The 18302-nt window shown below is 36.7% G+C and carries 17 protein-coding genes, 1 pseudogene and 2 other annotated features; of the genes and pseudogenes, 13 read left to right on the forward strand and 5 right to left on the reverse strand.

What is annotated here, in order from left to right:
• Positions 1–133: 133 nt before the first annotated feature.
• Both AC3WTI_RS00185 and AC3WTI_RS00190 read left to right on the forward strand, forming a co-directional pair.
• On the forward strand, positions 134–1030 hold the full coding sequence (locus AC3WTI_RS00185) for an RCC1 domain-containing protein (RefSeq protein ID WP_097842092.1): 897 nt from the start codon (positions 134–136) through the stop codon (positions 1028–1030).
• 185 nt (positions 1031–1215) lie between these two features.
• Positions 1216–1416, forward strand: coding sequence for a hypothetical protein (locus AC3WTI_RS00190; RefSeq protein ID WP_087955609.1), 201 nt, complete (start codon positions 1216–1218; stop codon positions 1414–1416).
• A gap of 156 nt (positions 1417–1572) precedes the next feature.
• Here AC3WTI_RS00190 and msrA read toward each other — a convergent pair whose 3' ends face one another.
• A complete protein-coding gene (gene msrA / locus AC3WTI_RS00195; protein ID WP_097842091.1) occupies positions 1573–2109 on the reverse strand; it encodes a peptide-methionine (S)-S-oxide reductase MsrA in 537 nt (178 codons plus the stop codon).
• A gap of 194 nt (positions 2110–2303) precedes the next feature.
• Positions 2304–2549 (forward strand) — a binding site (T-box leader).
• Positions 2550–2616: 67 nt separating this feature from the next.
• Positions 2617–2855 (forward strand) — a binding site (T-box leader).
• A 152-nt stretch (positions 2856–3007) separates the two neighbouring features.
• Between msrA and ilvE the strand changes: the two genes are divergently transcribed.
• From ilvE to ilvA, 6 genes are read left to right on the forward strand one after another with little or no spacing between them, the layout of a single operon-like run.
• Positions 3008–3907: a branched-chain-amino-acid transaminase gene (ilvE, locus tag AC3WTI_RS00200; RefSeq protein WP_048527269.1), complete on the forward strand. Its 900-nt coding sequence runs from the start codon at positions 3008–3010 to the stop codon at positions 3905–3907.
• A 22-nt stretch (positions 3908–3929) separates the two neighbouring features.
• Positions 3930–5645 carry an acetolactate synthase large subunit gene (gene ilvB / locus AC3WTI_RS00205; protein WP_097842090.1) on the forward strand — a complete coding sequence of 572 codons (1716 nt, stop codon included), beginning with the start codon at positions 3930–3932 and terminating at the stop codon, positions 5643–5645.
• A complete protein-coding gene (locus AC3WTI_RS00210) occupies positions 5642–5872 on the forward strand; it encodes an ACT domain-containing protein (RefSeq protein ID WP_000019914.1) in 231 nt (76 codons plus the stop codon). Before ilvB ends, AC3WTI_RS00210 begins: the two co-directional genes overlap by 4 nt.
• Before the next feature lie 14 nt (positions 5873–5886).
• Positions 5887–6894 (forward strand): ketol-acid reductoisomerase, encoded by a 1008-nt coding sequence (locus AC3WTI_RS00215; RefSeq protein WP_087955618.1) that lies wholly within the window; start codon positions 5887–5889, stop codon positions 6892–6894.
• 46 nt (positions 6895–6940) lie between these two features.
• Entirely contained in the window at positions 6941–8614 is a 1674-nt protein-coding gene (ilvD, locus tag AC3WTI_RS00220) for a dihydroxy-acid dehydratase (protein WP_087955620.1), read from the forward strand.
• Positions 8615–8645: 31 nt separating this feature from the next.
• A complete protein-coding gene (ilvA, locus tag AC3WTI_RS00225; protein ID WP_097842089.1) occupies positions 8646–9908 on the forward strand; it encodes a threonine ammonia-lyase IlvA in 1263 nt (420 codons plus the stop codon).
• An 80-nt stretch (positions 9909–9988) separates the two neighbouring features.
• On the opposite strand, the gene AC3WTI_RS00230 is transcribed toward ilvA, so the two are convergent.
• The gene (locus AC3WTI_RS00230; RefSeq protein WP_097842088.1) at positions 9989–10216 is read right to left on the reverse strand and encodes a hypothetical protein; all 228 of its coding nucleotides are present in this window, start codon (positions 10214–10216) and stop codon (positions 9989–9991) included.
• A gap of 52 nt (positions 10217–10268) precedes the next feature.
• Positions 10269–11372, reverse strand: a complete 1104-nt coding sequence (locus AC3WTI_RS00235) for a CapA family protein (RefSeq protein WP_087955625.1) — start codon at positions 11370–11372, stop codon at positions 10269–10271.
• 216 nt (positions 11373–11588) lie between these two features.
• Between AC3WTI_RS00235 and AC3WTI_RS00240 the strand changes: the two genes are divergently transcribed.
• The 3 genes from AC3WTI_RS00240 (at position 11589) to AC3WTI_RS00250 (ending at position 14559) form a co-directional block, all read left to right on the forward strand.
• Positions 11589–12305 carry a DUF554 domain-containing protein gene (locus AC3WTI_RS00240; RefSeq protein WP_087955628.1) on the forward strand — a complete coding sequence of 239 codons (717 nt, stop codon included), beginning with the start codon at positions 11589–11591 and terminating at the stop codon, positions 12303–12305.
• An 18-nt stretch (positions 12306–12323) separates the two neighbouring features.
• Positions 12324–13175: a GNAT family N-acetyltransferase gene (locus tag AC3WTI_RS00245; protein WP_492304289.1), complete on the forward strand. Its 852-nt coding sequence runs from the start codon at positions 12324–12326 to the stop codon at positions 13173–13175.
• Positions 13176–13344: 169 nt separating this feature from the next.
• On the forward strand, positions 13345–14559 hold the full coding sequence (locus tag AC3WTI_RS00250) for a multidrug efflux MFS transporter (RefSeq protein WP_087955632.1): 1215 nt from the start codon (positions 13345–13347) through the stop codon (positions 14557–14559).
• A 52-nt stretch (positions 14560–14611) separates the two neighbouring features.
• Here the strand turns inward: AC3WTI_RS00250 and AC3WTI_RS00255 are convergent, their stop codons facing one another.
• Positions 14612–15373, reverse strand: coding sequence for a DODA-type extradiol aromatic ring-opening family dioxygenase (locus AC3WTI_RS00255; RefSeq protein ID WP_097842086.1), 762 nt, complete (start codon positions 15371–15373; stop codon positions 14612–14614).
• 205 nt (positions 15374–15578) lie between these two features.
• Here AC3WTI_RS00255 and AC3WTI_RS00260 point away from each other — a divergent pair, with 205 nt between their 5' ends.
• Both AC3WTI_RS00260 and AC3WTI_RS00265 read left to right on the forward strand, forming a co-directional pair.
• Complete coding sequence (locus AC3WTI_RS00260) at positions 15579–16502, forward strand: alpha/beta hydrolase (RefSeq protein ID WP_097842085.1); 924 nt, start codon at positions 15579–15581, stop codon at positions 16500–16502.
• A gap of 55 nt (positions 16503–16557) precedes the next feature.
• Complete coding sequence (locus AC3WTI_RS00265; protein ID WP_087955639.1) at positions 16558–17163, forward strand: pentapeptide repeat-containing protein; 606 nt, start codon at positions 16558–16560, stop codon at positions 17161–17163.
• A 53-nt stretch (positions 17164–17216) separates the two neighbouring features.
• Here the strand turns inward: AC3WTI_RS00265 and AC3WTI_RS00270 are convergent.
• Positions 17217–18211 (reverse strand): annotated as a pseudogene (locus tag AC3WTI_RS00270) (serine hydrolase domain-containing protein).
• Positions 18212–18302: the final 91 nt, after the last annotated feature.

Here is an 18302-nt window from a genome sequence, read left to right on the forward strand (position 1 = left end):
TTTTATTTTTGAAAGAATTAATAATAGGCCCCTTTTGTAGCTGTAAATTTATAAAAAAAGTCGGGTCATTTATAATGAAATTAGATAAAAATATCTATTTGGATAGATTTGCTTATATGCAAGGAGGTAAAACATGAATTACATTTCATTGAAAGAAGAGATGTTAAAAGTGAAACGGTGGCCTAAAGATACGATAGCGGCAGGCCGGGGGCATACAGTTGCTCTTAAATCAGATGGTACGGTGGTAGCAGTGGGGCGAAATAAAGAAGGAGAATGCAATGTAAGTGGCTGGTGTGATATGGAAGCAGTCGCTACGGGCAATGTTCATATGGCGACGAACACGGGTAATGCTCATACAATCGCTCTGAAAAGTGATCATACTGTGGAGGCGGTGGGGTGGAATAAGCATGATCAATGTGATGTAAACGACTGGTATAATATTGTATCGGTTGCGGCGGGGTGGCGTCGTACCCTTGGCATTAAACCGGATGGTAAGGTAATAGCAGTGGGGAGAAATAAAGAAGGAGAATGCGATGTAAGTAGCTGGCGTGATATTGTGGCGGTCACGGCGGGTGACTGGCATACAGTTGGTCTTAAATTGGACGGCACAGTGACCGCGGTGGGGAATAATCGATATGGCCAATGCAATGTAAGCGACTGGATTGGTATGGTGGCGTTGGAAGCTGGTTATCTTCATACTGTTGGTTTGAAATCGGATGGCATAGTGATGGCCGTGGGGAATAATAAACATGGGCAATGTGATGTAAGCAGCTGGAAAGGTATGGTGGCAGTAGCGGCAGGGAGTAATCATACAATCGCTCTGAAATCAGATGGTACTGTGACGGCAGTAGGTTCGAATGCGTATGGCCAATGTAATGTAAGCGATTGGAACGATATTGTAGCGATAGCGGCGGGTTGTGCACATACAGTCGGCCTGAAATCAGACGGAACGGTGGTAGCAGTAGGTGATAATACATATGGTCAATGCGATGTAGGCAGTTGGCGCAACATCCGATTGCCTGGCAAATAGTTAATGTACAACAAATCACTAGTAATATTATTCTATTTTAGGAGTAAATATGTAGATAAGAATCCCTTTTCAAAAGGGGTTCTTATTCTTTTTCCGTAAAAGGAGTGTCTAAATAGAATTTTTAAACAAGCTTTATTTCAAAGCTACAGTAGAAAAGATAAATAAAGCATAGGAGAGCTGAAGAAATGTTTAAAAAGTTTTTGCTTTCTTTACCGGATGTTTTACTTGTATGCGTTGTTCTCTACATAACATACACAACTACTCTTAGTTTTGGACAGATGTTAGTAATTTCAATTGCAATCGGAATCATTGGTGGTCTTGTTATAAGAATTTGTACGGATGTATTCACGTATATAAGATGGACAATTAAACAGAGGAAATCTTGAATATATTAATAGCTATTAGGAGGGAATGAAATGAAAAAGAGTAGAGTGAAAAATGAAATCATACTTTGGACATTAACAGCGGTTGTTCTCATCATTGCATGGTACTTTTTTCAAAGATAAAAATGCATCGTACTTAAAAAGCACGATGCATTTTTATTATTTTTTTTGCCAATTTTCTTTTATAAAGTCTTCACGGCCAGATTCTTTTTGCTCAGTAGCATATTTTTTTGGGTTCTTTTTATAGAAATGTTGATGGTATTCTTCAGCCTCATAAAAGGGGGCAGCCGGGCGAATTTCAGTTACGATTGGCTCTTTAAACATACTGCATTCTGCAAGAGTTTGTTTTGATTTTTCAGCAAGCTCTTTTTGCGTTTCGTTATGATAAAAAATAGCAGTGCGATAAGAGGGGCCACGGTCAAAGAATTGTCCACCATCATCAGTTGGATCGATTTGTGGCCAATATAAATCTAGTAATTTTTCGTACGGAAAAATAGAAGAATCGAATGTAATTTGTACAACTTCTAAATGACCAGATGTACCAGCTTTTACTTGTTCATATGTTGGGTTTTCTACATGACCACCTGCATAGCCAGAAAGTACTTTATGAATACCAGGAAGTTCATCAAATGGCTTTACCATGCACCAAAAGCAACCGCCTGCAAAGGTTGCGAGTTCGTATGTTTTTTCGGACATTGCTGTAATCCTCCTAAATATATATGTTTTATATAGTATTATACAAAAAGTTTTATTGCGCAATAAAAAAAGATTCAAAAATATATGTATTATTAAAAATATTTTCTGAAAACATGTTGACAATGAAAAGAACAACGTCCTATAATACGTTTAACAAATAAAAGTGAATTAAGAATTTTCTAACTTTATATGTTGCATATGCAAAGAAGAGGAAAGTAGATGGTTATGATCGTTTCAGAGAGCTGCTCCTAGGCTGTGAGAGTAGTAACAATCGAATCATTGAAGATCACCTCGGAGCATCGCTTGCGAAAGGGAAACTGAGTAGAGGGCGACGGCATCGTCTCCGGTAAAAGGACGGGGGTCTAATTGGACCTGCAAAGCTTATATTTCGTGAGAAGTATAAGGAAGCTGAGTGGTACCGCGAAACTCTCGCCTCAGCAATCAAAGCTACTAAATTGTAGTAGTTGATTGCTGAGGCGAGAGTTTTTATTTTAAAAAATAGAATAAGAGAATGCGTAGAAGAGGAGAGTAAATGATAAAAATTGTTTCAGAGAGCTGCCCAGCTGCTGTGAGGGTGGTAACAATTTCATCATTGAAGATCACCTCGGAGCACTACTGTTGAAACTAGTAAAAAGTAGCGGAGTTGTTTCCGATAGAAAAACAAAAGTCTAATTGGACTTGCAGAGCTTATATTTCGTGAGAAGTGTAAGGAAGCTGAGTGGTACCACGATTCCCTCGTCTCAGCAATGGATTGCTACAAGTATGTATGTAATCGATTGTTGAGACGAGTATATTTTTAAGGTTTATATACTGAATATTCTGTTAAAAATACTCATCTCAGCAATCGATATAGAAATAGATTGCAAAAATAGAGAGAAAAAAAGAGGAGCGATGTGAGATGGGAAATCAGTACATTTATATGAATGGGGAATTTGTAGAAAAAGAAAAGGCAGTTGTTTCAGTATATGATCACGGTTTTTTATACGGAGACGGTGTATTTGAAGGAATTCGTAGTTACGGTGGAAATGTATTTTGTTTAAAAGAACATGTAAAACGATTATATGAATCGGCAAAATCTATTTTACTTACAATCCCATTGACGGTTGAAGAAATGGAAGAAGCGGTTTTACAAACGTTGCAAAAAAATGAGTATGCGGATGCCTACATTCGGTTAATTGTTTCACGAGGAAAAGGTGACTTAGGGCTCGACCCTAGAAGTTGTGTAAAACCGAGCGTTATTATCATCGCAGAACAATTAAAATTATTCCCTCAGGAATTTTACGATAATGGATTAAGCGTTGTATCTGTTGCATCAAGACGTAACACGCCAGATGCATTGGACCCACGCATTAAGTCAATGAACTACTTAAATAACGTACTTGTAAAAATTGAAGCGGCGCAAGCAGGAGTGCTAGAGGCCCTTATGTTAAATCAACAAGGATATGTTTGTGAAGGATCTGGAGATAATGTTTTCGTTGTGAAAGATGGAAAGGTGTTAACACCGCCTTCGTATTTAGGAGCGCTGGAAGGTATTACGAGAAATAGTGTTATCGAGCTATGTGAGCGACTTCATATTCCGTGTGAGGAAAGGCCATTTACTCGCCATGACGTATATGTAGCAGATGAAGTGTTTTTAACAGGAACGGCAGCAGAATTAATTCCAGTTGTAAAAGTTGATTCAAGAGAAATTGGAGATGGGAAGCCAGGAAGTGTAACGAAACAATTGACAGAGGAATTTAAAAAGTTAACGAGAGAAAGAGGAGTACGTGTTCCAGGATTGGCGGAAAGCTTACTGTAGGTAGGGAGAGGAGTTAATTGAAATGGAGCAGCAGTATACAACACGTGAGAAATTACAGTGTGAAGAAGTGACAGGCGCCGGACACGTTATTCAATGTTTGAAGAATTTAGGTGTAACGACCGTTTTCGGTTATCCAGGCGGAGCGATTTTACCAGTGTACGATGCGTTATACGGAAGTGGATTGAAGCACGTTTTAACTCGTCATGAACAAGCTGCCATTCATGCGGCAGAAGGATATGCGAGAGCTTCTGGAAAGGTCGGGGTAGTCTTTGCTACCTCTGGCCCAGGGGCGACAAATTTAGTTACGGGTTTAGCAGATGCTTATATGGATTCGATTCCTTTAGTTGTCATTACAGGGCAAGTTGCAAAACCTCTCATCGGGAAAGATGGATTTCAAGAAGCAGATGTTGTCGGGATTACAGTACCTGTTACGAAGCATAATTACCAAGTTCGTGATGTGAATCATTTATCACGCATTGTACAAGAAGCTTTTTACATCGCTGAAAGTGGGCGACCGGGACCAGTATTAATTGGTATTCCAAAAGATGTTCAAAATGAAAAGGTAACAAGTTTTTATAATGAAGTAATTGAGATTCCAGGATATAAATTAGAGCCTATGCCAGACAGTGTGAAGCTAAAAGAGGTAGCTAAAGCTATTTCAGAAGCAAAACGCCCACTTCTTTATATTGGAGGAGGTGTCATTCATTCGGGTGGTTCTGATGAACTCATCAAATTTGCGAGGGAGAATCGTATTCCTGTCGTTTCCACTTTAATGGGACTTGGTGCATATCCGCCAGGAGATTCGTTATTTTTAGGAATGCTCGGCATGCATGGAACGTATGCTGCAAATATGGCAGTAACAGAATGTGATTTACTCCTTGCTTTTGGTGTTCGCTTTGATGATCGTGTAACAGGAAAATTAGAACTCTTTTCTCCGCATTCGAAAAAGGTACATATCGATATAGATTCTTCAGAGTTTCATAAAAATGTAACTGTGGAATATCCGATTGTTGGAGATGTGAAAAAAGCGTTACACATGTTGTTACATATGCCAATTCGTACACAAACAAATGAATGGCTTACGAAAATAGAGGAATGGAAGGAGGAATATCCTCTTTCCTACAATCAAAAAGAAAGTGAGTTAAAACCACAGCATGTTATTAGTCTAGTAAGTGAAGTAACGAATGGTGAAGCGATTGTTACGACAGAAGTAGGACAGCATCAAATGTGGGCTGCTCATTATTATAAAGCGAAAAATCCACGGACTTTTCTAACGTCTGGCGGACTAGGAACGATGGGGTTTGGGTTCCCGGCGGCAATTGGTGCTCAGCTTGCAAAAGAAGAAGAACTCGTCGTTTGTATTGCAGGTGATGCTTCTTTTCAAATGAACATTCAAGAACTACAAACAATTGCTGAAAATAACATCCCTATAAAAGTGTTTATTATAAATAACAAATTTTTAGGGATGGTAAGGCAATGGCAAGAAATGTTTTATGAAAATCGTTTATCAGAGTCGAAAATTGGATCGCCAGATTTTGTGAAAGTGGCAGAAGCTTATGGAGTGAAGGGATTAAGGGCGACAAATTCAACAGAGGCGAAACAAGTGATGTTAGAAGCATTTGCTCATGAAGGTCCTGTCGTAGTTGATTTTTGTGTAGAAGAAGGTGAAAACGTATTTCCGATGGTTCCGCCAAACAAAGGGAATAACGAAATGATTATGAAGAGGTGGGAAGAATGAGTCATACTTTTTCACTCGTTATTCATAACGAGCCAAGCGTCTTATTACGTATAAGTGGAATTTTTGCTCGGCGTGGTTATTATATTTCTTCTTTACATTTAAACGAAAGAGATACGAGTGGTGTTTCTGAAATGAAACTCACAGCAGTTTGTACTGAAAATGAAGCGACATTACTTGTTGGTCAGTTGAAAAAATTAATTGATGTACTGCAAGTAAATAAATTATAAGGGGTGTATGGAATATGAAAACGTATTATGAGAAAGATGCAAATTTAGAGTTATTACAAGGGAAAACAGTTGCGGTAATTGGTTATGGATCTCAAGGTCATGCGCAGGCACAAAATTTACGTGATTCTGGTGTGGAAGTTGTAGTTGGTGTTCGACCTGGTAAGTCTTTTGAAGTAGCAAAAGCAGATGGGTTTGAAGTAATGTCTGTTTCAGAAGCGGTTCGAACCGCGCAAGTTGTACAAATGTTATTGCCAGATGAACAGCAAGCACATGTGTATAAAGCAGAAGTAGAAGAGAATCTCCGTGAAGGGCAAATGTTACTTTTCTCACATGGATTTAATATTCACTTCGGACAAATTAATCCGCCAAGTTACGTAGATGTAGCGATGGTCGCACCAAAAAGTCCAGGTCATCTCGTTCGTCGTGTATTCCAAGAAGGAAATGGTGTTCCAGCATTAGTCGCAGTACATCAAGATGCTACGGAAACGGCATTAAGTGTAGCGCTTGCGTATGCAAAAGGTGTAGGTTGTACACGTGCAGGTGTAATTGAAACGACATTCCAAGAAGAAACGGAGACAGATTTATTCGGAGAGCAAGCAGTACTTTGCGGCGGGGTAACGGCACTTGTGAAAGCTGGTTTTGAAACATTAACAGAAGGCGGATATCGTCCTGAAATTGCATACTTTGAATGTTTACATGAATTAAAGTTAATTGTTGATTTAATGTACGAAGGTGGTTTAACGAACATGCGCCATTCTATTTCAGATACGGCTGAGTTCGGAGATTATGTAACAGGATCGAGAATTGTTACAGATGAAACGAAGAAAGAAATGAAACGAGTACTTACAGAAATTCAGCAAGGTGAATTCGCGAAGAAATGGATTTTAGAAAATCAAGCTGGGCGTCCAACATATAATGCGATGAAAAAAGCAGAGCAAAATCATCAGTTAGAAAAAGTAGGGGCAGAGCTTCGTGAAATGATGAGCTGGATTCATGCACCGAAAGAATTAGTAAAGAAATAGAGTAAGTGATTGTAAGTGAAAAATACGTAAGAGGGGATTTGACAAGATGAGAAGTGACATGATTAAAAAAGGTTTTGATAAAGCGCCGCACCGTAGTTTATTAAAAGCAACTGGTTTGAAAGATGAAGATTTTGATAAACCGTTTATAGCTATCTGTAATTCTTTTATTGAAATTATTCCAGGTCATAAGCACTTAAATGAGTTTGGGAAACTTGTTAAAGAAGCAGTGCGTGCAGCAGGTATGGTTCCATTTGAATTTAATACAATTGGAGTAGATGACGGTATTGCGATGGGGCATATCGGTATGCGTTATTCGCTTCCGAGTCGTGAAATCATTGCAGATTCAGTAGAAACGGTTGTAAATGCACATTGGTTTGATGGCATGATTTGTATTCCAAACTGTGACAAAATCACACCTGGTATGATGATGGCTGCACTTCGTATTAACATTCCAACTGTATTTGTTTCAGGTGGTCCGATGGCGGCTGGAAAAACATCTAAAGGAGACGTTGTCGATTTAAGTTCTGTTTTCGAAGGAGTAGGAGCTTATCAATCTGGGAAAATTTCAGAAGAGGAATTAAAAGATATTGAAGATCATGGCTGTCCATCTTGTGGTTCTTGTTCTGGTATGTTTACAGCGAATTCTATGAACTGTTTATGTGAAGTGTTAGGTTTAGCTCTTCCTGGTAACGGAAGTATTTTAGCTATTGATCCAAGACGCGAAGAACTAATTAAACAAGCAGCAGAAAAATTAAAGATTTTAATTGAAAGAGATATTAAACCGAGAGACATTGTAACGGAAGAAGCCATTGATGATGCGTTCGCGCTTGATATGGCAATGGGCGGTTCAACAAATACAGTATTGCACACATTGGCGCTCGCGCAAGAGGCTGGATTAGATTACGATATGAACCGTATTGATGCCGTTTCAAGACGTGTACCACATTTATGTAAAGTAAGCCCTGCTTCCAATTGGCATATGGAAGATATTGATCGAGCAGGCGGGATTAGTGCCATTTTGAAAGAGATGAGCCGAAAAGAAGGGGTACTTCATTTAGACCGTATTACTGCTACTGGGCAAACATTAAGAGAAAATATTGCTCATGCAGAGATTAAAGATAAGGAAGTGATTCATTCTCTCGAAAATCCTCATAGTGAAGAAGGGGGATTACGTATATTAAGAGGAAACCTTGCGAAAGATGGGGCAGTTATCAAAAGCGGGGCGACCGAGGTAAAACGATTTGAAGGGCCTTGCGTTATTTTTAATTCACAAGATGAGGCGCTTGCGGGCATTATGCTTGGGAAAGTGAAGAAAGGCGATGTAGTTGTTATTCGTTATGAAGGACCAAGAGGCGGCCCTGGTATGCCGGAAATGTTGGCACCAACCTCAGCGATTGCCGGTATGGGATTAGGTGCAGATGTTGCGCTATTAACGGATGGACGTTTCTCTGGTGCTTCACGTGGTATTTCAGTAGGACATATTTCACCAGAAGCAGCTGCGGGTGGAACGATTGCACTTCTTGAACAAGGAGATATCGTTTGTATCGATGTTGAGGAAAGATTGTTAGAAGTAAGAGTTAGTGACGAAGAATTAGATAAGCGTAAAAAAGAATGGAAACGACCAGAAGCGAAAGTGAAAACGGGCTGGCTTGGACGTTATGCACAAATGGTAACATCGGCGAATACAGGTGCAGTCCTAAAAATCCCGAATTTCGATTGAGCCAATTTAAAAGAGATAAGGATGATATGAAATGGTGCAGAAGGTAAAGGAGAGAGTGAAAATTGAAGATATCTTAATGGCTCATAATTGCATGAAAGATATCGTTATTAAAACACCGTTACAACGTGATACAGTTTTATCTGAGAAATATGATTGTGACGTTTATGTAAAAAGAGAAGACTTACAATTAATTCGCTCTTTCAAAATTCGTGGTGCGTACAATTTAATTCAGAGTTTATCGGAAGAACAATTACAAAACGGCGTTGTTTGTGCAAGTGCTGGTAATCATGCACAAGGAGTTGCTTATACGTGTAATTTATTGAAGATTCCGTCAAAAATCTTCATGCCAACGACAACGCCTAAACAAAAAGTATCACAAGTACAATTTTTCGGTGGTGATTTTGCAGAGATTGTATTAGTTGGTGATACATTTGATAGCTCTTTCCAAGAAGCGCAGCGCTATTGTGAAGAAAATAGAATGACGTTCGTTCATCCGTTTGATGATCCGTATGTAGTTGCTGGTCAAGGGACAGTTGCAGTTGAAATTATGCATGATATGGAGAAATCGGTTGACTTTATTTTTACAGCAATCGGCGGTGGTGGGTTAGCATCAGGTGTTGGTACATATGTGAAAGGTGTTAGTCCTGCTACAAAGATCGTTGGTGTAGAGCCGATGGGAGCTGCATCTATGAAAGAGGCCTTTCTTCAAAATGAAAATGTCGCATTAGAGAAAATAGATAGTTTTGTTGATGGGGCAGCTGTTAAAAAGGTAGGAAAGTTAACATTTGAAACGTGTAAAGATGTAATTGATGATATTGTTTTAGTACCAGAAGGAAAGGTTTGTACGACGATTTTAGAACTGTATAAGAAAAATGCAATTGTAGCTGAACCGGCTGGTGCGCTATCTATTGCAGCGCTTGATTTATATAGAGATGAAATAAAAGGTAAAACAGTTGTATGTACGCTAAGTGGTGGGAATAATGATATTGATAGAATGCAAGAAATGAAAGAACGTTCTCTCATTTACGAAGGATTAAAGCATTATTTTATCATTGAATTCCCGCAGCGTTCAGGTGCGCTAAGAGAATTTCTTGATAAAGGATTAGGACCAGAAGATGATATTACGCGCTTTGAGTATATTAAGAAACATAATAAAGAAAATGGTCCAGCATTAGTCGGAGTAGAGTTAAAACATAAAGAAGATTATGAGCAATTAATTACTCGTTTTAAAGAAAATAATATTCAATTTATGGAGCTTAATAAAAATCCTGTTTTGTTTGATTTACTAATTTAATAGAAGGAAAGAGTTAGCACCCAAATAAAAAAGATAGATACAAGCGGGGAAATATAATGCTTGTTCTATCTTTTTTAAAGTTAAACTAGATACTCATTAAATTCAAGAAGAATAAAGCTAGTTAACCAAAAGAGTATCGCAATACGAATGATGACATACATAGTAATTTCAAAGGTAGTAAGTGTTCGTTCACGTTTTATTTTTTTTAGAAGTCTAACAGAGAAAAATGAACATAAAAGTAGAACGGCTATAGAAATTTTATAAATGTTTTCTAACAAACTTACATTTTCTAATAAGTCTTTCAGCATGTTCATCACCTATTCTGTAAAGTATGTTACAGAGAAATAAATCTTGCGTTGTCTAGTTTCGTTTATTTTTTATGTTCCCTGTACTATCAATTTCTACGTCAGTTGAAATCGTTTGTAAATATTGTAGAGCTTTTCTCTTTTCTTCCTCACTTACAGGGGCGATTTGGTTATTACGAATGATGTAAGGATTGAATGACATTTGGACATCCTTTCCTTTGAAAGTTAAAGTTAATACGCCTGTTTCGGCGCTTTTCCCGCTCACGTAACTTGGGAATAAAAAGTTTCCTAATGAGTAAGCAATAGGAACTTTATTATAATACTCAAATCCTTGAAGCCAATGTGGGTGACTTCCGACAATCGCGTCGGCTCCTGCTTCAATCATTTTAGGTACATATTGTTTTTGGTATTCTACCGGACGATTTGATTTTTCAACGCCCCAATGCATATAGACAATTAAATAGTCTGCATCTTTCTTTTGCTCTTTAATTGTTTTTGTTACGAGATTTAAATCATATCCGTTCGCAACACCAGGTTTATTGTCGCCAGCTACCCAATTCGTATCAGGCATAAATCGAACGAAGGAAAGAAATTTGAACTTTTTCCCTTTTACGGTCATTTCTCGTGCTGTATATGCATCTTTTGCATTTTTCCCGGCTCCAATGTAAGGAAACTTTAATTTTTCTACGTGAGAAATTGTGTCTAATAATCCATCTTGCCCATAATCAAGTGTATGGTTATTCCCAATATTTACGATGTCATATCCAGTGTTTTTTATCGCTTGAAGCGTGGATGGATCACTTTTAATCCAAAACAGTTGTCCAGGAGCTTTCTTTTCTCTCGTTGTAAATGCTGACTCTAAATTAACGAAAGAAATATCAGCTTTTGTTATTTCTTCTTTAACATGCTGGAATGGATAATCAGCCCCGTTTTTTTCGACTACAGGACGTAATTGCCAATCGAACATTGTATCACCAGAGAAGGTGAGTGTGATTTCCGGGTCTTCTATTTTCTTTTCACTTGTTGAAGCGGTTTTATTAGATTTGTTTTGCAAATCGGATTTGTCTTTCGCTTTTGAAGTAAAAGAGTAGTTAACTAATAAAACAATTGGTGTAATGCAAAAGGCTATTAACAGAAATCGTTTTAGTAAAGTTGTCATAAATACCTTCCCTTTTGAGTTTATACCGCAATTTGTAGGTAGTAAAACCCGAGCTAGTTAAAGTTTCACCTTATGTATAACTACAAAAAATTGCGGTTTATGTTGTGAAAAACATTTGTTAATATTCTCAATATTAAGTTAACATATGGATAACCTGTAAATCAATGAATAAACCAAAATATAGAAATAAAGAATTCGAAGGGTGAATAATGAGAAATGGTTATATTAGGAGCAGTTGTAAATGGGGTTTGTATAATACTTGGTACTTTACTAGGTAAATTATTTAGTAGGATTCCAGAAAGTATGAAAGGAACAATTATGCATGCAATCGGTTTAGCGGTTACTGTGCTTGGACTTCAAATGGCATTGAAAAGTGAAAATTTTCTTGTTGTCATACTAAGTTTAGTAATTGGTACCGTCATCGGGGAATGGCTACAATTAGAGGGAAAGCTAAAACAGTTAGGAGATTGGCTAGAAAATAAAGTTGGATCGAAAGGGAAAGGAAGCATATCAGAAGGTTTTGTAACAGCTACATTAATTTTTGCAATTGGCGCGATGGGCATACTTGGTGCACTCGACAGCGGGATTCGTGGAAATCATGATATTTTATTTACAAAGGCAATTATTGATGGATTTATTTCTATTATATTAACGACGACGTTAGGAATTGGTGTAGTATTTTCGGCAATCCCAGTTATTTTATACGAAGGAGGTATTGCTGTTTTTGCAACACAAATTAATAGTTTGGTCCCGAAAGCATTAATGAATCAATTTATAGTAGAAATGACAGCTACAGGTGGTATTATGATAGCCGCTATTGGATTGAACTTACTTGGTATTATTAAAATTAAAGTGGCAAATTTACTGCCGGGTATATTGGTAGTTGGAATAATCGTTTCACTTATTTATGGTTACGGTTTAATAGTAAAGTAATAGGGGCTGGAGATGCATATGGAGGAATTTCAATTTACAAAACGTGTTCATAGCATATTGAAGATTGCGGCAAAAGAGGCGGAAAATACTATCATTCAACTAGTTCATTTGTTTATAGGGATGTGTAAAGAGGGTACTGGAGTTTGCAGCGAGTTGTATATGTATTTGTTTCGTCACATTGGTGCGGACTTTTTAGAAAAGCTTTCAATACGAAAAGAGTACGATTTAACGGATCAAGGGTATAAAGAAATAGGACAATATAAGTTATCTTATAAGGTGTTAGAAATTTTACAAATAGCCAAGAAACGTATGGAACGTTTTCAGCAAGTAATAATGAATGAAGGACATGTTATGTATGCACTATTTCGCGCGGATACGTTTATTGAAAATGCACAAATACAAAAAGGTATGTTACATATTATAGCTGAACCAAGAGATTTAGCGGTTGATCTAAAATGTTTTGTTCCTACTTATTATGATTTAACTTGTACTGTTAGAAAAGCTAACCTTTCTGATTTTGAAAAATTAGCAAGTTTTGTGAATGAGGAATTTGGTGAACGTTGGTTACATTCAATAGAATATGGATTTCGTACATATAAAGAAAATTTACCTATTTATATAGCAGAAAGAGAAGAAGTGATAGTAGGTTTCGCTTGTTATGATGTAGTGAGAGGGAAGAAAGGATTGTTTGGTCCAATGGGCACAGCAAAACAAAATCGCGTGAAAGGTGTAGGAAAGCAATTGTTACATCGTTGTTTACATAGTATGAAGCAAGAAGGATATGAATACGCCATTATTGGACAAGCAGGTCCGATTGAGTTTTATGAGCGGAATTGTAATGCACGCTTAATATCGATAATGGATCATTAACCAACTTCATTTAGGTGGAGTTGGTTTTATTATGAAAAAAATGTGGGAATGTAGTGGTTTTTACTAGAAAAATAGCGGGTTTTGTAGTAAATCTTACATATAAAGCAAATTACTAAACTTTTTATAAGAAAGGGTGTAGAATGGGTATCTAAAGAAAGAAGGTGTGAAAATGGCCAGCTGGAAACGAAATTTGATGATTTGTTGGCTAGGTTGTTTTACCACTGCAGCCGGTATGAGTTTAGTAATTCCTTTTTTATCTTTTTATATTGAGGAGTTAGGAGTGACTGGCACTTCTAGTATTGCACAGTGGTCGGGACTTGCATTTGGTATTACATTTTTAATGGGTGCGATCGTATCACCAATATGGGGAAAACTTGGTGATATACATGGACGGAAATTGATGCTTATTCGTGCGAGCCTAGGTATGGCGGTTATTATGACCCTTATGGGATTTGTAACGGATGTGTATCAACTAGTCGCACTAAGATTTTTAATGGGGGCAGTATCTGGTTTCCTTTCAACGGCGATGACATTTATTGCGGCAGAAACTCCGAAAGAACATTCAGGATGGGCAATCTCCACCATTTCAACAGGTGGCGTGAGCGGTTCTTTACTTGGTCCATTACTTGGTGGTTATTTGTCAGAGTTAATTGGAATGCGCCATGTTTTTCTTGTTACAGGAGCTTTTTTATTCCTTTCTTTTCTCATCGTTTTTTTCTTCCTACATGAAGAGAATCACTCCGCTCAAGCAAAAAAAGTACAAACGAAAAAAGTATGGACGATGGTTCCAGCGAAGCATTTAATTATTAGTTTGTTTGTAACAACATTTATTATTCAACTTGCGAACATGTCAATTCAACCTATTATTACATTGTATGTAAAGAATTTAGAAGGCCCAGGAACAGCTCATATTGAAATGATTGCAGGCGCGGTTATGTCAGCGACAGGGTTAGCGGTTATTTTGGCAGCACCAAGACTAGGAAGATTATCAGATCAAATCGGTCCTCAAAAAACGTTAGTTGTAGCGTTGTTTGCTGCAGGAATTATTTTTATTCCGCAAGCATTTGTAACCTCAGCTTGGCAACTATTAATTCTTCGATTTTTATTAGGTATCGCACAAGCAGGGCTATTACCTTCCGTACAAACTCTACTAAAACAACATACACCAACCCATGTAACGGGACGAATATTTGGGTATAATCAATCATTTCAGTTTTTAGGAAATATGATTGGACCAGTACTTGGTGGACAAATTGCAGCACAAGCAGGCTTCCAATATGTTTTCTTCTCTACATCATCACTATTATTTATTGCGTGCATTTGGGTTTATTTTCATAATAAGAACGAAGAAGTATCAGAGAAACGACATTTGGAAGTTAGTTAACTAGGTGAATAAAAAAGAAAAGGATGAAGCAATGATTGCTTCATCCTTTTCTTTAAAATTGGAGACAAAGATAACTTAACGTACCAAGCTCGTAACTGCGGTGAATGATTTCACCGTTATTTTCACCACTTCCCATAGCGATAAATAAAGGAACAAAATGCTCTGCTCTTGGTACTGCTAATTGTGCATGAGGGGCATTGTGCTCCCAATTAAATAATGCATCTTTATGAGTAATCTGCATATGTTTAATAATCCAATCATCAAATTCAATTGCCCATTGTTCAGGTGTCGTTTGATTCCATTTCAATGCTCGTAAGTTATGAACGGTAACACCGCTACCAATGACTAAAATATCTTCTTGTCCAAGTCCTTTAAGTGCTTCTCCAATCTTAAATTGCTCTTTTGCAGGTAGGAATGGATTGACTGAAATTTGGACGACAGGAATATTTGCTTCTGGATACATGCGGTGTAAGAGTGTCCATGAGCCATGATCTAAACCTCTCGTCATATTATGATGGACTGGAATACCTTTGTTTTTAAATTTTGTTTCTAACATAGATGCAATGTTAGAAGAACCTTTCGCACGATATTTGATTTCGTATAACTCAGGAGGAAAACCTCCAAAATCATAAATTGTTTCATATTCGTTATCTGATGAAGAAATCGTTAATACTTCACTTTCCCAGTGAGCAGTGAAAATAACAATTGCTTTCGGTTTATATGTTTCTCCAAGTGTTTTTAAAAACCTTGTATAGTCTGTATCTTGAATAGCAAGCATCGGTGATCCGTGTGCTAAAAATAATGATGGCATCATAATAGAAACCTCCCCCAAAATATAATAATTACTTTATGTAAGTAACTATATAATTTTATTTCAAGTTCGTCAACATAATAGTTATTGAGCTAATTGGAAAAGTGCGGCATTTGTCATAATGAAAGCAATTGCATATAATACATAATAAGAATAATGAATGGATATTCATTTGTTGATATACATAATAGAGTTGGGGGCTGACGAAATGAACGTACAGGAAAGTTTCGTTACGGCATTGGATGGATCGGAAATTTATTTACGTAAGTGGCTACCAGAAAGAGATCCGCGAGGGATTATTCAAATTGCACATGGTATGACAGAACATGCAGGTGTTTATACAGACTTTATTGCTGCGTTATTAAAAGCAGGCTATGGTGTTTATGCGCATGATCATAAAGGTCATGGGAAAACAGTGAAAAGAGAAGAAGATTATGGTCATTTTAAACCAAATGTAGGTTGGAGTGAGGCTGTTTCTGATGTTATTTTTGTATCAGAAACGATAAGAAAAGAGCAGACATGCCCGTTATTTTTACTTGGACATAGTATGGGTTCTTTTTTATCAAGACGTGCTGTACAACTGAAAGGTGAATTATATGATGGATTCCTTATTTCAGGAACTGGTGGAAATCCAGGGCTTTTAGGAAGTATCGGTCATAAAGTAGCGACAATTGAGATGAAATTACGCGGGGAAAAAACGAAAAGTCCGATGCTAAACTTTTTATCTTTCGGAAACTTCAATTCACACTTTAAACCAAATCGTACAAAATTTGATTGGTTATCTTCAGATAATCATCAAGTAGATAAATATATTGCAGATCCGTTATGTGGATTCATTTGTACGACGAGTTTTTATCGAGAATTATTTTCTGGTGTATTAGAAGTAAATAAACTAGAAGAGTTCAAGAAAACACCGAAAAACCTTCCAATACATATTTTTTCAGGAAATCGTGATCCTGTTGGGGATATGGGGAAAGGTGTAAAAGAAGTATATGAAAATTATAAAAAATGTGGCGTGAAAGATGTAACACTGTGTTTATATGAAAATGGCAGACATGAAATGTTCCATGAAGTAAATCGAGATGAAGTATTTCAAGATTTGATTTCTTGGTTAGATAAGCATATTGTATGAGAAGAAACCTCACTTTTTTGAAGTGAGGTTTCTTTAAGGAGATGGAGGAGTAGTTATGAGTGAATTTGTAAATAAAGAATATGTAGAAATAGATTTTCAAGATGTTTTGATTAAAGAAGAGGAATTGAAAAATTGTACTTTCATAAAATGCCGTTTTAGAGGGATAGATGCATCGGAAGTTTCTACTGAAAATTGTAATTTCATAGAATGTGATTTTACCGGTGCTCTTTTTAATGCTTCTATTCATCAAGGGACTACATTTGCAAATTGTAAGTTTGTTGGTGCGAATTTATTTGTAGCGAAGTTTGAAGAATGTAAAATGACTGGTTCCGATTTTGAAGAAGCGAATTTAGACGGAATAACTATAATATCGGGCGATTGGTCATATACGAATTTAAGGTTTGCGAACTTAAGTAAACAAATGTTAAAAGGCATACGTTTAATGGAAGCTGACCTATATGAATGTAATTTAGAAAAAGTAGATTTACGTGAAGCGGATTTAACCGGTGCACAATTAGGTAAGGCGAAACTTAGCGGTGCAAATTTAAAGGGAGCGATAGTTGATAGAATTGACTTTACAAGTTTTGATTTAAAAAATGTGAAATTAGATATAGCACAGGCAGTTGCAGTAGCAAGATGTTATGGGGCTAAGGTGAACTAAATTGTTTGAAAAACCGTTCAAAATGCTGAACGGTTTTTCAAATCATAATAGATTTAAAAATTATTTTCTATATAAGAAGCTATTTCGTTAGCAAGAGTCGATGTTAATAGTGTAGATACATTGCTTAAAATGATGATTGTAGCCTCTTTGTCAATTAATCGTAAATAGGAGGACGTAAAGCCATTAATTCCTCCGTGATGAAATATAAGTTTATTATTTTTCTCGGTCATAGCAATATTCCAACCGTAACCATATCCGTAAGATTCTGCAGTAAGCATACGAGACGTCAACCTACTTGATAATAAGCGATTTTCTTTTAGCGCCTTATCAAATCTATATAAATCTTCGGCTGTAGAAACTAATCCACCAGCTGAATATGAATTAGACATATGAATAAATGATGCGTTCTGTAGGCCATGGTTTGGATGTAACTCATACCCAGTTGCTTTATGTTTTTGAATCATATGATTCAAATCAACGCCTGTGTTTATTATAGAGAGTGGATAGAAAATTTTCTTTTTAAGAAATTCCTCATAAGACATTCCTCATAAGACATTCCGCTTATAACTTCAATAATTTTTCCTAATATAATATAACCTGAATTCGAATAATTGAATTTTTCACCAGGGTTAGATTCAAAGGGACATGCGATAACCCATTGTATTAGTTCATCTGGTGTTCGAGGTTGACAAGCTTGTAATAAAAAGTCATGTTGAGCCGTAATATTACCGACTCCAGCGGTATGAATTAATAAATGCTTGATCATAATTTGATTTCCTTTTGGGAAATCGGGAATGAATTGATCTAAAGTATCATGTAGCTGTAATTTTTCCTCTTCCACAAGCATTAAAATTGAAACTGCTGTGAAGATTTTAGTTATTGATCCGATACGAAACTTCGTTGTAGATCTATTAGGTATGTCCCAATTATAATTAGCTTTTCCAAATGACTGCTTATAAAGAGTCTTTTCTTTATGGGCTATTAAAATTGTTCCATTAAATTTTTTATTATTTTTATATAAAAATGAATTAATATATGAGTTTAACAAATTTCAGGCACTCCTTTAAATGTTGGAATATTCGTTACCTGAAATGGAATCCAACGGCATAGGCAATTCCCCCTAGATGAAATGTTTTTTA

This window comes from Bacillus sp. EB106-02-03-XG38, assembly GCF_058792175.1.

Bases quoted from the DNA above. Each gene is read 5' to 3' on its own strand.
- AC3WTI_RS00235 (WP_087955625.1), bottom strand. From the start codon at position 11,372: ATGACAACTTTACTAAAACGATTTCTGTTAATAGCCTTTTGCATTACA.
- AC3WTI_RS00230 (WP_097842088.1), bottom strand. From the start codon at position 10,216: ATGCTGAAAGACTTATTAGAAAATGTAAGTTTGTTAGAAAACATTTAT.
- AC3WTI_RS00265 (WP_087955639.1), top strand. From the start codon at position 16,558: ATGAGTGAATTTGTAAATAAAGAATATGTAGAAATAGATTTTCAAGAT.
- ilvB (WP_097842090.1), top strand. From the start codon at position 3,930: ATGGAGCAGCAGTATACAACACGTGAGAAATTACAGTGTGAAGAAGTG.
- ilvD (WP_087955620.1), top strand. From the start codon at position 6,941: ATGAGAAGTGACATGATTAAAAAAGGTTTTGATAAAGCGCCGCACCGT.
- AC3WTI_RS00255 (WP_097842086.1), bottom strand. From the start codon at position 15,373: ATGATGCCATCATTATTTTTAGCACACGGATCACCGATGCTTGCTATT.
- AC3WTI_RS00240 (WP_087955628.1), top strand. From the start codon at position 11,589: ATGGTTATATTAGGAGCAGTTGTAAATGGGGTTTGTATAATACTTGGT.
- AC3WTI_RS00185 (WP_097842092.1), top strand. From the start codon at position 134: ATGAATTACATTTCATTGAAAGAAGAGATGTTAAAAGTGAAACGGTGG.
- AC3WTI_RS00245 (WP_492304289.1), top strand. From the start codon at position 12,324: ATGGAGGAATTTCAATTTACAAAACGTGTTCATAGCATATTGAAGATT.
- ilvE (WP_048527269.1), top strand. From the start codon at position 3,008: ATGGGAAATCAGTACATTTATATGAATGGGGAATTTGTAGAAAAAGAA.
- AC3WTI_RS00250 (WP_087955632.1), top strand. From the start codon at position 13,345: ATGGCCAGCTGGAAACGAAATTTGATGATTTGTTGGCTAGGTTGTTTT.
- ilvA (WP_097842089.1), top strand. From the start codon at position 8,646: ATGGTGCAGAAGGTAAAGGAGAGAGTGAAAATTGAAGATATCTTAATG.
- AC3WTI_RS00260 (WP_097842085.1), top strand. From the start codon at position 15,579: ATGAACGTACAGGAAAGTTTCGTTACGGCATTGGATGGATCGGAAATT.
- AC3WTI_RS00215 (WP_087955618.1), top strand. From the start codon at position 5,887: ATGAAAACGTATTATGAGAAAGATGCAAATTTAGAGTTATTACAAGGG.
- AC3WTI_RS00190 (WP_087955609.1), top strand. From the start codon at position 1,216: ATGTTTAAAAAGTTTTTGCTTTCTTTACCGGATGTTTTACTTGTATGC.
- AC3WTI_RS00210 (WP_000019914.1), top strand. From the start codon at position 5,642: ATGAGTCATACTTTTTCACTCGTTATTCATAACGAGCCAAGCGTCTTA.
- msrA (WP_097842091.1), bottom strand. From the start codon at position 2,109: ATGTCCGAAAAAACATACGAACTCGCAACCTTTGCAGGCGGTTGCTTT.